Consider the following 13,318-nt stretch of genomic DNA (forward strand, 5'->3'; position numbering starts at 1 on the left):
GGCTCAGCTCCCCCGATAGGTCGAATAGGCGAAGGGACTGACGAGGAGCGGCACGTGGTAGTGCTTGTCCTCGGAAATGGTGAAGCGGATCGGTACCACGTCGAGGAACGGCGTTGCGATCTCTACCCCAAGGCGCTCGAAATACTGGCCGACATGGAAGCGGATCTCGAATTCGCCATGCTGGAACTGATCCTCACCAAGGAGCGGCTGGTCCACCCGGCCATCGGCATTGGTATAGCTGTCGGCCAGGTGATGGGTGTGGTCGCCATGCACGAAATGCAGCTCCAGCCGCATGCCCCGCGCCGGCTTGCCGTGCATGGTGTCCAGGACATGGGTGGTGAGGGCTCCGCCCATTCTGCTGCTCCATATTCGTTCCCCGGCCAGCACCTTAGCATGCGCTTTTGCTCTTGATACTCTCAAATTGGGAGCATTATGCTGCCGAAACGGCAACAGGAGCACAGGCCCGTGGAGCATCGGCCGTCCCTCGAAAGACCCCGCGAACACGCACTTTCTGCCAGCCTGCTGGCCCGCGTCTTCCACCAGCCCTCGCTGCTCTATTTCAACGCCGTGGCCACCCACCTGTCCATCCGCGAGGCGGCGCGGCGCCTCAACGTCGCATCCTCGGCAGTCACGCGGCAGGTGGCCCAGCTCGAAGACGCTCTGGGCATTGCACTCTTCCTGCGCGAAAAGCGACGCCTGCGCCTGTCACCCGCGGGCGAAATCCTCTTCCGCCATTCGCGCCGCCTCGTCGCGCCCATGGAGGCGGCGGTCTCCGAAATCGAATTGCTGCGGGGAGTGCGCGCCGGCTCGGTACGGATCGCTGCGGCCGAAAGCGTGGGACTATCCTTCCTGCCCAGCCTGATCAGCGATTTCGGCAAGCGCTATCCGCGCCTGACACTCGACATCGCCATCATTCCCTCCGCGGAAGTGGTGCAGCGCCTGGTAGAGGAGCGCATCGATATCGGTTTCGGGTTCATCGCCAAGCCGCCGCGCCAGGTCGACATTGCCTTTCGTCGCGACGTCTCCATCGGTGCGCTCATGAGCCCCGACCACCCCCTGGCCACGGTCGATACTCTCACGATGGAACGGTGTCTCGACCATCCCCTGGCCGTTGGAAAGCCGGAAATCTCCATCCGCGAGGTGATTGAGCCTTTCCTCAAGACGTCCGCCAGCATCACGCCACCCCTGGTGGAAGTGAACTCCATCCGTCTCCTGGTGGAGCTGGCCATAGGGGGCCATTATGCGTCGATCATGACCCCCATAGGCGCGCAGAACGAAATTGCTGCCGGCCGGCTGATCTTCCGACCGCTGCAGGATGGCGGCCTGCCCACCAATCGCTTTGGCATCCTGGTGCGGGCCGGCAGTTCTCTGCACCTGGCGCCGGCCATTTTCTTCGAGCACGCCAAGGCCTATTTCGAGAGCCTGTCGCTGCCCGGCGCAATCTAGAACCAAGTCCACTTGACATTCATTCACGATCAGCTATTGATTTTATTCATAGCCAATCGTGAATGAATTGCCATGAACGACACCCAGGATGCCCTGTTCCGCTCGCTGGCCGATCCGACGAGGCGCGCCATTTTCGAACAGCTCTGCCGCAAGGGCGAGCAGACGGTCGGTACATTGACCAATGCGGCCGGGGTCGCCCAGCCAACGGTCTCCAAGCACCTGCTTCTGCTCAAGCAGGCGGGTCTCGTGAAGGACCGGCATGCCGGCCGGCAGACGCATTATTCGGCCCGGGTCGAGGCCCTCGCCCCGCTGATGGACTGGACCAAGGAAATGACCGGCTTCTGGGAGGCACGGCTCGATGCCCTGGAAAATTTGCTCGAAAGGATGGACCAATGACTTTCAGTCGCTTCGTTCGCCAGTTTCACCGCTGGACCTCGATCGCCTTCACCCTCACCGTGATCGCCAATTTCGTTGCAATAGGCATGATGGGTCAGGCCAACGTGCCTCCGCTCGTGACCTATTCGCCGCTGCTGCCGCTGTTCCTGCTGCTGTTCTCGGGGCTGTTCATGTTCCTCCAGCCCTATGCCGCCCGCTGGCGCGGCGCCCGCACGGCCGCCTGACCCATGCCCGAAGGCAAGCCGAAGCGCCCGCCTCTCAAGCCCGGCCCCGACGGCATTGTGCGTCTGTCGGGCGGCAATCCGCAGATCGCCAAGGGCTATGGCAATGACATTGTAAAGAAATACATCGCCGCCATGCCCGGCTGGCAACGTGAAGTCGGCGAAACGCTCGACGCGATCATTGAGAGGACCGTGCTCGGCGTCGAAAAGGCGGTGAAATGGAACACGCCCTTCTATGGGGTGGAAAGGGACATCTGGTTCGTCAGCTACCACTGCATGAGCAAATACGTGAAGGTGGCTTTCCACAATGGCGCCCAGCTTCATCCGATGCCGCCGGGCAAATCGAAACAGGAGCGGGTGCGCTATCTCGACATCTACGAGACCGACACTATCGACCAGGACCAGTTCGCTGATTGGGTGAGGCAGGCCAGCCTGCTTCCCGGCGAAAAGATGTGAAAGGCAATGCCATGAGTTTTTCCAAGAACAGCGCCGCCGACCTCGCAACCGGCGCCACGCCCACCGAACTCATCGACCAGCGCTTGGCCGCCCTGCCCGACTGGCGCGGCGAAAAGCTGGCCCAGATCCGCAAGCTCATCCACGAGGCGCTGCCCGACGTGGTGGAGGAGTGGAAATGGGGCAAACCGGTCTGGTCGCATAACGGCATTTTGTGCACCGGCGAGGTCTACAAGGCGGCGGTGAAGACCACTTTTCCCAAGGGCGCTTCGCTCGACGACCCCGACCACCTGTTCAATTCGAGCATGGAAGGCAATGTCCGCCGCGCCATTGACTTTTTCGAGGGCGAAGCCATCGACGAGGCCGCCTTCAAGGACCTGATCAAGGCCGCCGCCCACGCCAATGGCGAAGCCGCCACCAAGAAAGCAAAAAAGTAGGAACGCCCGCCATGACCACCGCCACCGACACCCGCTCCGTTATCGTCGAGCGCGAAATTCCCCAGCCAGCCACCCGCATCTGGAAGGCCCTGACCCAGTCGCACCTGATTTCGGAATGGCTGATGAACAATGATTTCGAGCCCAGGGTCGGGCACAAGTTCAAGCTGCGCGGCGAATGGGGCGGCATTCTCGACTGCGAGGTGCTGGCCATCGAGCCGGAGCGCACCCTGTCCTATTCATGGGATTTCGACAATCCCGACCCGGCCTTCGCGCTCAAGAGCGTGGTCACCTATACCCTGACGCCCACCGACGCCGGCACGCATCTGCGCGTCGAGCAGGCCGGGTTCCGCCCCGAGCAGAAGCAGGCCTATGGCGGCGCCCATGCCGGCTGGAAGAACTTCCTCGCCAAGCTCGAAGAGGTTGTGGGTGCGGCTTGAAGGCCAGAACTAAAGGCACCCCCACCCTTGATCCCTCCCCACAAGGGGGAGGGAGACGATGAACACTGGCATTGCAGCCTGCGCCTCCCTCCCCTTGATGGGCTTCGAACCGCCCCGAAGGGCAAAACTCTCCGGTGGAGAGTTTTGAGGTGAGAAGGAATGAGGGCGGGTGATCAACCGACCCGATGCAAGAACTCTAGCGCCTCACCCCGCCTTCTGCTTACCATCGGGGCTCCCACCTGACGATGACGAGACCCTTTCATGAACCGTTACCCCCGCGACATGCATGGCTATGGCCAGACCCCGCCCCATGCCAACTGGCCCGGCGGTGCCCATGTGGCAGTGCAGTTCGTGCTCAATTACGAAGAGGGCGGGGAGAACAATATCCTGCATGGCGATGACGCCTCCGAGGCCTTTCTCGTCGACGTGCTGGGCGCCGCGCCCTGGCCCAACCAGCGGCACGCCAATGTCGAAAGCATGTATGAATACGGCGCCCGCGCCGGTTTCTGGCGGCTGCATCTGCTTTTCACCGAAGCCAATCTGCCGGTCACCGTCTATGGCGTGGCAACGGCGCTGATGCGGGCCCCCGCTCAGCTCGCTGCCATGCAGGAGGCCGGCTGGGAAATCGCGTCTCATGGCCTGAAATGGGTGCAGCACAAGGACATGCCGGCGGCGGAGGAAAGCGCCCAGATCGCCGAGGCCGTCCGGCTCCACACCATTGCCACCGGCTCGCGGCCGCTGGGCTGGTATACGGGTCGCTCCAGCCTCAACACGGTCGACCTCGTCGCTGACCACGGGGGCTTTGCCTATATCTCGGACACCTATGACGACGACCTGCCCTATTGGAAAGTCATCGGCGGCAAGCCGCAGCTGATCATTCCCTATACGCTGAGCGCCAATGACATGCGCTTCGTCACCGCCCCGGGCTTCGACAATGGCGAGGAATATTTTGCCTTCCTCAAGGACAGCTTTGACTGCCTCTATGCCGAGGGTGAGGCGGGCAGCCCCAAGATGATGTCGATCGGCCTGCACTGCCGGCTGGTCGGCCAGCCCGGCCGCTACCAGGGCCTGAAGAAGTTCGTCGATTATATCCGGACCTTCGACAAGGTCTGGGTGCCGACACGTCTGGAGATTGCCCGGCACTGGGCAAGGGAACACCCCTATGTCGCCCCCGAAGTCGTGCCGAGCCAGTTGGACAAGGCGGATTTCGTCGCCCGCTACGGCTCGATCTTCGAACACTCACCCTGGATCGCCGAGCGCGCCTGGGAGGCCGAGATGGGGCCAGCCAATGACACCGCCATCGGTCTGCACTTCGCGCTCAGGAGCCAGTTCCGCATGGCCACGCCAGAAGAACGGCTCGCCGTGCTGCGCGCCCACCCGGACCTGGCTGGCAAGCTGGCCGCCGCCAAGCGCCTCACGGCCGACTCGACTGCCGAACAGGCCTCGGCTGGCCTTGATGCCCTCACCGATGCCGAGCGCGAAAAGTTCACCGCCCTCAACAATGCCTATGTGGAGAAATTCGGCTTCCCCTTCATCATCGCGGTGCGCGACCACACCAAGGCATCGATCCTGGAGAACTTTGAGAAGCGTATTGCCAATTCAGCTGCGGAGGAATTCGCCACCGCCTGCGCACAGGTGGAGCGTATCGCGCTGCTGCGGTTGAAAGCTGTCCTGCCCTGAGCGCCTGATCAGCCGTGAAGGTCGGATTGGCGATCCTCGTCCTCGTCCCGCTCAAAGCCAAACATCATGGCCAGCACGGCCAGCCAGGGCAGGTTGTGCTGCACCCAATGGTGCGGGGAAACGCCGATACTCAACAACACTTGACGCATGATCCCCAAAGGCTAGCGCCAAGTGTTGAAGATTGCGTAACCCTAATGCGCCGCTAACGCCTATTTATAGAAGCCTTCGCGCAGATTGATGCCGTGCTCGAGATAGACCTTCATGGCGCACAGCATGCCGGTCCAGCCCTCGCAATTGCCATAGGACGACTTGAGCCCGCCCGGGGTCTGTCGCCAGCCGCTTTCGGAGATCGTGACCAGCGTGCGTCCGTCCTCGAGTGCCGTGAAGTCCATGGTGACCGTGGTCTTGTAGCCCACCGGCTGCGGCGTCTCGCCGGTCGTGCTGGGCTCGGTGGCCTCGCTCGCATCCCAGCGCAGCACAATCTTGCTGTCGGGGATGACCTCGACCACCTCCACCGGAAAGGCGCCCGGAAAATCATGAAAGTCCCAGGTCACGGTAGCGCCGGTCTCCAGCCGCCCCCTGGCGCCGCCAGTGGTGAAATAGCCCGACAGCTTGCCGGGATCGGCGACCGCCTCGAACACGTCATGCACCGGCTTGTCGATACGACCCGACACCCGGAACTGCAGCTGCAAATCCTTTTCCTTCGCGACCACGGCACGCATGAAACAAACTCCCTTGGTTGACGATCGGCATAATATGTTATATTTCTATAACATGTCAAATGACGACGCAGACGACGCTGTTTTCAAGGCCCTCGGGCACCGGGTGAGGCGTCGCATTCTCGATTTCCTCAAGACCGAACCACGCACCACCGGCATGCTGTGCGATCTCTTCCCCGAACTCGATCGCTGCACGGTCATGCAACATCTGGGCGTGCTGGAAGCAGCGGGGCTGGTCGTGGCCGAGAAGCGCGGACGCGAGCGCTGGAACCACCTTGACGCCCTGCCGGTGCACGCCATCCATGAACGCTGGATTGGTCCCTATGCGGCCTATGCCGCCAGCATGTTGAGCAAGCTCAAGCAGACGCTCGACGCCTGAGCGCTTGCGACGCGGCCCTGCCCCGCGCTACTTCATTGAGGCAGGAGACCTTACCCATGCTCAAGCTGATCATCGGCAACAAGAACTATTCGTCCTGGTCGCTACGACCCTGGCTGGCGCTGCGCATGGCGGATATCCCCTTCGAGGAGGAGCTGCGGCCTTTCATCGATCACGGCAGCCATGACACGTTCCGCGCCTTTTCGCCCACTGGCCGCGTCCCGCTTCTGGTGGATGGCAAGGTCGAGGTCTGGGACTCTCTTGCCATCGTGGAACACGTTGCGGAAACCTACCCTGCCCTGTGGCCGGCCGACATTGCCGCTCGCGCCTATGCCCGCTCAGTGGCCGCCGAAATGCATTCCGGCTTCTCCGAGCTGCGCAATGTCTGCACCATGAATTGCGGGCTGCGCGTGCAACTGCACCACCGCTCACCGGCCCTCGAACGCGACCTGGCCCGCATTGCCGAGATCTGGTCGACGGGTATCGAACGCTTTGGCGGGCCATTCCTCGCCGGTGATCGTTTCACCGTGGCGGACGCCTTCTACGCCCCCGTCGCCTTCCGCCTCCAGACCTATGGCATTGCACTTGGCGCCGTGCCCGATGCCTATGCCGCCCGCCTGCGCGCACTGCCGCCAATGGTCGAATGGTACGAGGCCGGTATCGCCGAAACCTGGCGCGAGCCGGACCATGAGGCTGAAGCTCTGGCGGCCGGCGCTGTGCTCAGCGACCTGCGCCGCACGGCCTGATTGGAGATGATCATGACAAGCTACGCCTCTCCCATTGCCGGACTGCCCGACCAGATGGCCCTCCATACCGGTCGCGCCACTTTCACGGAGGCCTATGCATTCATTCCCCGCGGCGTCATGCGCGACATCGTCACGTCCTACCTGCCGCATTGGAACGATACGCGGCTCTGGGTTATCGCTCGACCCATGAGCGGCTTTGCCGAGACCTTCTCGCAATACATCGTCGAAGTGCAGCCCGGTGGCGGCAGCCAGCGCCCCGAGGAAAATCCAGAGGCCGAGGGCGTGCTGTTTGTCGTCTCCGGGCAGATGACGATCACGGTCGAGGGCGAGACGCACCTTCTCGGGGAAGGCGGCTATGCCTTCCTGCCGCCGGGTTGTGCCTGGAGCCTTGTCAACAAGTCCACCGAGCCCGTCCGCTTTCACTGGGTGCGCAAGCGCTACGAAGTCGTGGATGGCATCGACATTCCCGCGCCCTTCGTCGCCAATGAGCAGGACCAGCCCATTCTCTGGATGCCCGGCACGAACCAGACTTGGGGGACGACGCGCTTTGTCGATCCGGCCGATGTGCGCCACGACATGCACGTCAATATCGTCACGCTCGAGCCGGGCGCGGTCATTCCCTTCGAGGAAACCCATGTCATGGAGCACGGCCTCTATGTGCTGGAGGGCAAGGCGGTCTATCGGCTCAATCGCGACTGGGTCGAGGTGGAGCCCGGGGATTTCATGTGGCTGCGCGCCTTCTGCCCGCAGGCCTGCTATGCCGGCCCCCAGCGCTTCCGCTACCTGCTCTACAAGGACGTCAACCGACACGCCAAGCTGCCGTTCTGAGCCATGACCGACGCCATCCACATCCACATCGAGCCGCTGACGGCCGAGGCATTCGCCCCCTTCGGACAGGTTATCGAACGCGCCGGCGCGCACCACTATCCGATCAATGCGGGCATGACCGAACGTTATCACGACCTGGCGCGCATCGAACTGGGCGGCGTGCACCCGCGCCCCCTCATCTCCATATTTCACGGCCAGCCCTACCAATTGCCGCTGGCGCTCAAGCTGGTTGAACGCCACCCGCTGGGCAGTCAGGCCTTTTTCCCGCTCTCCGATAGTCCCTGGCTGGTTATCGTCGCGGAGGACGACGGCGGCACGCCGGTTCGCCTGCGCGCCTTCCGTCCGGCATCAGGTCAGGGCGTCAACATTGCCATGAACACCTGGCATGGCGTCCTGACCCCGCTCGAACGCGACAGCGCCTATCTGGTCGTCGACCGGGGCGGCGAGGGCGACAACCTCGAGGAACACCACTTCGCTGTTCCGCCAGTGATCGTCGCCTGACCCGGGCCGTATGGCCTTGGCGTCCCGCGCTTAACCCCATCGATCGCTTTGGTTCGCCAGCGCAAGCCCGATAGGCTAGTGTGGGGCCAACCGGAGGTGGTGCACATGCTGATCCGTATCCTGGCCCATATGCTGGCCCTCGTCCTGACGCTGCTGGTCGCCGTCATGCCCGCACAAGCCGATCCACTGACCATCTCGGGAGAGGTTCTGTACCGCGAGCGCATCGCCCTGCCTTCGGGGTCGACGCTCCATGTGGGCCTCGTCGCGCTGCCGTCCGGACGCCCCGTCGTGGGGGCGGGCGCTGCCATTCCCGTCCGCACGGCGGCGCCCCTGCTTTTCAACCTGAACGTGCGCAGCGACGCAGTCACCGCCGGCGGCAGCTTCGGCCTCGTCGCCGAGATCCGTCATGGCGAAGACCTGCTCTTCCGCAATGACCAGGCAGTACCGGTTGACCTGACGACGGCGCTGCCGGTTTCCATCCTGGTCACGCGCCACACCGTGGCGCCGCCAACAGAGCCGGCCTTCGACCCGGAGATCGTCGGGGTCGTCTGGACCGTCACCAGCATTGGTGGCCGACCGATAACCGGCCAACGCCCGCTGACCCTCTCGATTGCCGCCGATCATCGCGTCGGCGGCTCGGGCGGCTGCAACAGCTATTTCTCCGAAGCCAGCATTGCCGACCACAAGATCAGTTTCGGGCCACCTGCGGCCACCCGCATGGCCTGCGCGCCCGACATCATGGACCAGGAAACGGACTATTTCGCCGCACTGGCCGCCGTGGCATCCTATGAGCACGATGAGGCGGGCCTGCGCCTGCTCGATGCCGCCGGCATACCGCTCATTGGCCTGGTTCGCACCACGGAGTAGTTCGGATTGGAGACTGCCACGCTGATTTCACGGCTGCTCGATGTCATCGAGCAGCAGATCGCCCCCGTCACCGCCGATGGCGTGGCCCGCGGCAACAAGCTCTTCGGTGCCGCGATCCTGAGGAAGTCCGACCTGTCCACCGTGGTCGCGGAAACCAATAACGAGATCGAAAATCCGCTCTGGCATGGCGAGATGCACGCCATCAAACGGTTCTTCGAGCTGCCCGCGGACCAGCGACCCGCCACCAGCGACTGCCTGTTCCTGGCAACCCACGAGCCCTGCTCGCTCTGCCTTTCGGGCATCACCTGGTCGGGCTTCGACAATTTCTATTATCTCTTCAGCCACCAGGACAGCCGCGACAGCTTTGCCATTCCCTACGACATCCAGATCCTCAAGGCCGTCTACGCCGTCCCCGACCCCGAGACCGGCAAGGTTTCGCCCGAACGCGACCTCTACAATCGGCGCAATGAATTCTGGACCAGCCACGGCCTGCAGGACATGATCGCGGGTCTTGATCGTGGCAACCGGGAATTGCTGCTGGCGCGCATGGACGAGATCAGCGCCCTCTATGCCGACCTTTCGGACCGTTACCAGAAGACCAAGGGCGGCAAGGGCATTCCCCTCGCCTAGCGCGTCTGCACTGTCGAGGTGGGCAGGAACTCGCTGCGCGGCGCCTCGGCGAAAGAGGCGGCAAAGGTCAGGAAGCTGATCGACAGGGCGAACAGCGCGGTGAGCATGATCTGTGACATGACGTGAAGGACCCTCATTTGACGCTCCGCCGGTTCGGGGATTTGCCCGCCGACGTTGTGCTCCTTCTAGTCAGCCGCGGTTGAACCCCACACCAATGCCTCATTAACCTGGCGTTCATAAATGCCGCCTGGCGCATGGCAGCCATGTTCGAACCTTTTGCCCCCCACCGCGTTGCTTGCAGTGACCACAAGTGCAACCAAAGGGGTAGCCATGCCCGACCCAACAGCACAGCCAGACGGCCCTGCGCCGCTGCTGGCCATTTTCACCGATTTCGACGGCACACTGGTCGAGATCGCCGAAACGCCCGATGCCGTCGAGATGTCGCCACAACTGCCTGACCAGCTGACCCAGGCGATGCACGACCTCGACAATGCCTTCGCGGTGATCACCGGGCGGGAAATCGCCGACATCGATCGCTTTTTGTCGCCGCTGCACCTTCCCGTCGCGGGCGCCCACGGCGCCCAGCGACGCAGCGCCGACGGCACAATCCTCGAACTGGACGCATCGATCAGTGCAGCTGCCGATGCGATCGCGGACGCTGTGGCACCCTTGCTCGCCGCCAATCCGGCGCTGATCATTGAACCCAAGGATGGCGCCGTGGCGCTGCACTACCGGCAGGCACCCGAACTCGAGGAGGCGTGCCTGCTTGCCATGCAGGAGGCCGTCGCCGACCACCCCGAATTCACACTCGTGCCGGGCAAGATGGTGATCGAGGCCCGGCCTTCCGGGTTCGACAAGGGCAGCGCCCTGCGTGCCTTCATGCAGGAGGAACCCTTTATCGGCCGCACTCCCATCTTCATCGGCGACGACACCACGGATGAGGATGCGTTTCGGGTTGCCCAGGAACTGGGGGGCATCGGCATCAAGCTCGGACCGGGCGACACCATTGCCCGCATGCGCATCGCCGACGTCGCATCGGTGCACGCTTTGCTGCTGGGGCTGGCGCAGATTTCCGCCCGCCCGCAAGCCAATGAGGCCATGGCAGAGGATGCGCCGCTGCTCGCCGACACCACTGCCCACTGACACCGGACCGATCGACCCAACGGGCCCGGCCGATCCACAATCACACCCCATACGGAGGCACCAATCCCATGAGCCGCATCGTCATTGTATCCAACCGCACTCCCGGCAAGGGCCCTGCCGCAGGTGGCCTGGCCGTGGCGCTGCGCAAGGTACTGGGCGAACGGGAGGGCTTCTGGTTCGGCTGGTCGGGCAAGCTCACCGAACAGCCCGATCGGGACGCCCGCTTCGAGGATATTGATGGCCTCTCGGTCGCCCAGATCGATCTCACGCGTGAGGATCACCACGCCTATTATGCGGGCTTTTCCAATTCCATTCTCTGGCCCAGCTTTCACCTGCGGCTCGACCTGGCCACCATCGAGAGCCACTGGTACGAGGGCTATCGCCGGGTGAACCAGCAGTTTGCGCGGGCGCTGCTGCCGCTGCTCAAGCCCGACGATATCGTCTGGGTGCACGACTACCACCTGATCCCGCTGGCCTCGGAACTGCGCCAGCTCGGCGCGCGCAACCGCATCGGGTTCTACCTCCATATCCCCTTCCCCACTGCCGACGCGCTCTATGCGATCCCGCACCATGAGGAGCTGATGCGCGATCTGTCGCGCTATGACCTGGTGGGCATGCAGGCCAAGCGCGACGTGGCCGCCTTCACCGAATTTGCCGAGCACCAGGCGCCCTCCACCTTTGGCGGCCACAAGGTCGAGGCGATCGATTTCAGCCATACCGAGGTGGAAGCCTTTCCCATCGGGTCGGATCCGGACGCCTTTGCGCGCCTGGCCGTCAGCCCGGCGGCGACCAAGATGGTGCATCGCATGAAGAGGGCCCTGGGCGACCAGCGGCTCATCCTGGGTGTGGATCGGCTCGACTATTCCAAGGGCCTGCCGCAGCGCGTCGAAGCCTATGAAAAGCTCCTCGCCAACAATGCGCGCCTGCGCCGCTCGGTCCACATGCTGCAGGTGGCGCCGCCCTCGCGCGACAGTATCAAGGAATATCAGGAAACGAGCGACACGCTGGATGCCATGTGCGGCCGGGTCATGGGGCATTTCGCCGAGCCGGACTGGCAGCCGCTCACCTATGTGAAGCGCGCCTATGGCCAGCCCAGCCTGGCCGGCCTCTATCGCCTCGCTCGTGTCGGCCTCGTGACTCCCCTGCGCGACGGCATGAACCTGGTCGCCCATGAATTCGTTGGCGCCCAGAACCCGGAGGATCCCGGTGTTCTTGTATTGTCGCGCTTTGCCGGGGCAGCGGAAATCTTCCCCGAGGCGCTGCTGGTCAATCCCTTCGATACCGATGAGACATCCGAAGCCCTGCGCATGGCGCTCGACATGCCGCTCGAAGAACGCCGGGATCGCTGGCAGGCCCTGATGGCGGCCGCGAGAACCCACAATGTCGATGACTGGGCCATGTCCTTTCTTGAACGCCTGGCCCCCGGCGCACTGACGAAAGCCAGCGCATCCCGGGATGTGCTTTACCTCGCCTCTGTCGCATGAGGCGCCGTCCAGGGGCTCGCCGAGGCCGACAATAGTGTCACCAGCATGCGGTTGAAGGGCGTGGCGATGCCATGCTTTTCGCCCAGCCGCACGATGACGCCGTTGCGCGCATCGATTTCCATCGGATTGCCGGCCAGGCGATCGGCATGAATGGAGCCGCTCAGCGCGCCCTCGGGCATGTCCCGCATCGCCGCAACTGTCTTCTCGATGACCTCCTGCGGCACCTCGGCCCCTTCGGCCCGAGCCACCGCCGCGCATTCCTCGGCCAACCCGCGGATGATCGCTTCCATGTCCGCATTCCAGACCGGCCCGGTGGCCCGCAATGTAAGCGCCGGCACGATCGCTGCGCAATTGCCGCAGAGCTTGACCCAGGCCTGCGACAGAAAATCCTCATGCACCGCTGCGGCGATCCGGGTGTTCGCGAACAGGGCGACGAAATCCGCGCCATTTCGTCCGGTCGGCACCGCAATGATGCCGTCGCGGCTCTGGGTGACGCGTCCCGGCGCGGTGCGGCTCGCCGGCAGGTTGATCATCACCGGCACCAGTCGCTCCTCCGGCACCAGGTGTCGGAACAGCCTCACATGCTCCACCCCGTTCTGGATGATCGCCACCCGCGTCTGCGGGCCGCACAGGCGATCAAGCCAGGGCTTGGTGGACTCCGCGCTGTAGGTCTTGGTGGTGATCAGCACCCAGTCCACGGTTTGGGCCTGTTCCGGCGCGGTCCACACCTCGGGTGCGGCCGAAAGCGTGCCATGCGGCGTCTCGACCACGAGGTCAGTGAGCGCGGAGCGGGCGCAGAGCGAAATCGACAATGTGGGGTCCTGCGCCAGCCAGGCGGCAAGCGTCCCTCCAATGGCTCCGGGCCCGATGATTGCGATACTGGTCACAGACGTCCCTCCACTCCGCATGTGCCGGTCTGCCATACCAGATTCCCGCAGGCCGGTGCAGGCGGCA

At 63.7% G+C, this 13,318-nt stretch carries 20 protein-coding genes; 15 read left to right on the plus strand and 5 right to left on the minus strand.

Annotation, left to right across the window (positions count from 1 at the left end):
* Positions 1 to 3: 3 nt before the first annotated feature.
* The gene (gene uraH / locus K1X15_RS14620; protein ID WP_220304350.1) at positions 4 to 354 is read right to left on the minus strand and encodes a hydroxyisourate hydrolase; all 351 of its coding nucleotides are present in this window, start codon (positions 352 to 354) and stop codon (positions 4 to 6) included.
* A 111-nt stretch (positions 355 to 465) separates the two neighbouring features.
* On the opposite strand from uraH, the gene K1X15_RS14625 reads away from it, so the two are divergent.
* From K1X15_RS14625 to puuE, 7 genes are all read left to right on the plus strand, one after another.
* Positions 466 to 1,446 (plus strand): LysR family transcriptional regulator, encoded by a 981-nt coding sequence (locus K1X15_RS14625; protein WP_220304351.1) that lies wholly within the window; start codon positions 466 to 468, stop codon positions 1,444 to 1,446.
* Positions 1,447 to 1,518: 72 nt separating this feature from the next.
* Entirely contained in the window at positions 1,519 to 1,842 is a 324-nt protein-coding gene (locus tag K1X15_RS14630) for an ArsR/SmtB family transcription factor (protein ID WP_220304352.1), read from the plus strand.
* On the plus strand, positions 1,839 to 2,066 hold the full coding sequence (locus K1X15_RS14635; RefSeq protein ID WP_220304353.1) for a hypothetical protein: 228 nt from the start codon (positions 1,839 to 1,841) through the stop codon (positions 2,064 to 2,066). The genes K1X15_RS14630 and K1X15_RS14635 overlap by 4 nt, the downstream gene beginning before the upstream one ends.
* Before the next feature lie 3 nt (positions 2,067 to 2,069).
* Positions 2,070 to 2,519, plus strand: a complete 450-nt coding sequence (locus K1X15_RS14640) for a DUF1801 domain-containing protein (protein ID WP_220304354.1) — start codon at positions 2,070 to 2,072, stop codon at positions 2,517 to 2,519.
* A gap of 11 nt (positions 2,520 to 2,530) precedes the next feature.
* Entirely contained in the window at positions 2,531 to 2,953 is a 423-nt protein-coding gene (locus K1X15_RS14645; protein WP_220304355.1) for a DUF1801 domain-containing protein, read from the plus strand.
* Positions 2,954 to 2,964: 11 nt separating this feature from the next.
* Positions 2,965 to 3,390, plus strand: a complete 426-nt coding sequence (locus K1X15_RS14650) for an SRPBCC family protein (protein WP_220304356.1) — start codon at positions 2,965 to 2,967, stop codon at positions 3,388 to 3,390.
* 261 nt (positions 3,391 to 3,651) lie between these two features.
* Complete coding sequence (gene puuE / locus K1X15_RS14655; protein WP_220304357.1) at positions 3,652 to 5,070, plus strand: allantoinase PuuE; 1,419 nt, start codon at positions 3,652 to 3,654, stop codon at positions 5,068 to 5,070.
* Between the two features lie 8 nt (positions 5,071 to 5,078).
* Here the strand turns inward: puuE and K1X15_RS21455 are convergent, their stop codons facing one another.
* Together K1X15_RS21455 and K1X15_RS14660 are read right to left on the minus strand one after the other, a co-directional pair.
* Positions 5,079 to 5,210: a hypothetical protein gene (locus K1X15_RS21455; RefSeq protein ID WP_276315267.1), complete on the minus strand. Its 132-nt coding sequence runs from the start codon at positions 5,208 to 5,210 to the stop codon at positions 5,079 to 5,081.
* Between the two features lie 69 nt (positions 5,211 to 5,279).
* Entirely contained in the window at positions 5,280 to 5,762 is a 483-nt protein-coding gene (locus tag K1X15_RS14660; protein ID WP_220307558.1) for an SRPBCC family protein, read from the minus strand.
* An 82-nt stretch (positions 5,763 to 5,844) separates the two neighbouring features.
* On the opposite strand from K1X15_RS14660, the gene K1X15_RS14665 reads away from it, so the two are divergent.
* The 6 genes from K1X15_RS14665 (at position 5,845) to K1X15_RS14690 (ending at position 9,737) form a co-directional block, all read left to right on the plus strand.
* Positions 5,845 to 6,168 carry an ArsR/SmtB family transcription factor gene (locus K1X15_RS14665; protein ID WP_220307559.1) on the plus strand — a complete coding sequence of 108 codons (324 nt, stop codon included), beginning with the start codon at positions 5,845 to 5,847 and terminating at the stop codon, positions 6,166 to 6,168.
* Between the two features lie 56 nt (positions 6,169 to 6,224).
* The gene (locus K1X15_RS14670; protein WP_220304358.1) at positions 6,225 to 6,911 is read left to right on the plus strand and encodes a glutathione S-transferase family protein; all 687 of its coding nucleotides are present in this window, start codon (positions 6,225 to 6,227) and stop codon (positions 6,909 to 6,911) included.
* A 6-nt stretch (positions 6,912 to 6,917) separates the two neighbouring features.
* Complete coding sequence (locus K1X15_RS14675; RefSeq protein WP_220304359.1) at positions 6,918 to 7,739, plus strand: bifunctional allantoicase/(S)-ureidoglycine aminohydrolase; 822 nt, start codon at positions 6,918 to 6,920, stop codon at positions 7,737 to 7,739.
* Positions 7,740 to 7,742: 3 nt separating this feature from the next.
* On the plus strand, positions 7,743 to 8,240 hold the full coding sequence (locus K1X15_RS14680; protein WP_220304360.1) for an ureidoglycolate lyase: 498 nt from the start codon (positions 7,743 to 7,745) through the stop codon (positions 8,238 to 8,240).
* Between the two features lie 105 nt (positions 8,241 to 8,345).
* On the plus strand, positions 8,346 to 9,107 hold the full coding sequence (locus tag K1X15_RS14685; RefSeq protein ID WP_220304361.1) for an META domain-containing protein: 762 nt from the start codon (positions 8,346 to 8,348) through the stop codon (positions 9,105 to 9,107).
* A gap of 6 nt (positions 9,108 to 9,113) precedes the next feature.
* Positions 9,114 to 9,737 carry a nucleoside deaminase gene (locus K1X15_RS14690; protein WP_220304362.1) on the plus strand — a complete coding sequence of 208 codons (624 nt, stop codon included), beginning with the start codon at positions 9,114 to 9,116 and terminating at the stop codon, positions 9,735 to 9,737.
* Here K1X15_RS14690 and K1X15_RS14695 read toward each other — a convergent pair.
* Complete coding sequence (locus tag K1X15_RS14695) at positions 9,734 to 9,874, minus strand: hypothetical protein (RefSeq protein ID WP_220304363.1); 141 nt, start codon at positions 9,872 to 9,874, stop codon at positions 9,734 to 9,736. The genes K1X15_RS14690 and K1X15_RS14695 overlap by 4 nt on opposite strands.
* Positions 9,875 to 10,067: 193 nt before the next feature.
* On the opposite strand from K1X15_RS14695, the gene otsB reads away from it, so the two are divergent.
* Together otsB and K1X15_RS14705 are read left to right on the plus strand one after the other, a co-directional pair.
* Positions 10,068 to 10,880 carry a trehalose-phosphatase gene (otsB, locus tag K1X15_RS14700; RefSeq protein WP_220304364.1) on the plus strand — a complete coding sequence of 271 codons (813 nt, stop codon included), beginning with the start codon at positions 10,068 to 10,070 and terminating at the stop codon, positions 10,878 to 10,880.
* Between the two features lie 68 nt (positions 10,881 to 10,948).
* The gene (locus K1X15_RS14705) at positions 10,949 to 12,364 is read left to right on the plus strand and encodes an alpha,alpha-trehalose-phosphate synthase (UDP-forming) (RefSeq protein ID WP_220304365.1); all 1,416 of its coding nucleotides are present in this window, start codon (positions 10,949 to 10,951) and stop codon (positions 12,362 to 12,364) included.
* On the opposite strand, the gene K1X15_RS14710 is transcribed toward K1X15_RS14705, so the two are convergent.
* Positions 12,343 to 13,251, minus strand: coding sequence for a 2-dehydropantoate 2-reductase (locus K1X15_RS14710; RefSeq protein WP_220304366.1), 909 nt, complete (start codon positions 13,249 to 13,251; stop codon positions 12,343 to 12,345). The genes K1X15_RS14705 and K1X15_RS14710 overlap by 22 nt on opposite strands.
* Positions 13,252 to 13,318: the final 67 nt, after the last annotated feature.

The organism is Devosia salina, assembly GCF_019504385.1.
GTDB classification, from domain to species: Bacteria; Pseudomonadota; Alphaproteobacteria; order Rhizobiales; family Devosiaceae; genus Devosia; species Devosia salina.

Bases quoted from the DNA above. Each gene is read 5' to 3' on its own strand.
- K1X15_RS14630 (WP_220304352.1), top strand. From the start codon at position 1,519: ATGAACGACACCCAGGATGCCCTGTTCCGCTCGCTGGCCGATCCGACG.
- K1X15_RS14705 (WP_220304365.1), top strand. From the start codon at position 10,949: ATGAGCCGCATCGTCATTGTATCCAACCGCACTCCCGGCAAGGGCCCT.
- K1X15_RS14645 (WP_220304355.1), top strand. From the start codon at position 2,531: ATGAGTTTTTCCAAGAACAGCGCCGCCGACCTCGCAACCGGCGCCACG.
- K1X15_RS14635 (WP_220304353.1), top strand. From the start codon at position 1,839: ATGACTTTCAGTCGCTTCGTTCGCCAGTTTCACCGCTGGACCTCGATC.
- puuE (WP_220304357.1), top strand. From the start codon at position 3,652: ATGAACCGTTACCCCCGCGACATGCATGGCTATGGCCAGACCCCGCCC.
- K1X15_RS14685 (WP_220304361.1), top strand. From the start codon at position 8,346: ATGCTGATCCGTATCCTGGCCCATATGCTGGCCCTCGTCCTGACGCTG.
- K1X15_RS14680 (WP_220304360.1), top strand. From the start codon at position 7,743: ATGACCGACGCCATCCACATCCACATCGAGCCGCTGACGGCCGAGGCA.
- K1X15_RS14650 (WP_220304356.1), top strand. From the start codon at position 2,965: ATGACCACCGCCACCGACACCCGCTCCGTTATCGTCGAGCGCGAAATT.
- K1X15_RS14675 (WP_220304359.1), top strand. From the start codon at position 6,918: ATGATCATGACAAGCTACGCCTCTCCCATTGCCGGACTGCCCGACCAG.
- otsB (WP_220304364.1), top strand. From the start codon at position 10,068: ATGCCCGACCCAACAGCACAGCCAGACGGCCCTGCGCCGCTGCTGGCC.
- uraH (WP_220304350.1), bottom strand. From the start codon at position 354: ATGGGCGGAGCCCTCACCACCCATGTCCTGGACACCATGCACGGCAAG.
- K1X15_RS14670 (WP_220304358.1), top strand. From the start codon at position 6,225: ATGCTCAAGCTGATCATCGGCAACAAGAACTATTCGTCCTGGTCGCTA.
- K1X15_RS14640 (WP_220304354.1), top strand. From the start codon at position 2,070: ATGCCCGAAGGCAAGCCGAAGCGCCCGCCTCTCAAGCCCGGCCCCGAC.
- K1X15_RS14665 (WP_220307559.1), top strand. From the start codon at position 5,845: ATGTCAAATGACGACGCAGACGACGCTGTTTTCAAGGCCCTCGGGCAC.
- K1X15_RS14695 (WP_220304363.1), bottom strand. From the start codon at position 9,874: ATGAGGGTCCTTCACGTCATGTCACAGATCATGCTCACCGCGCTGTTC.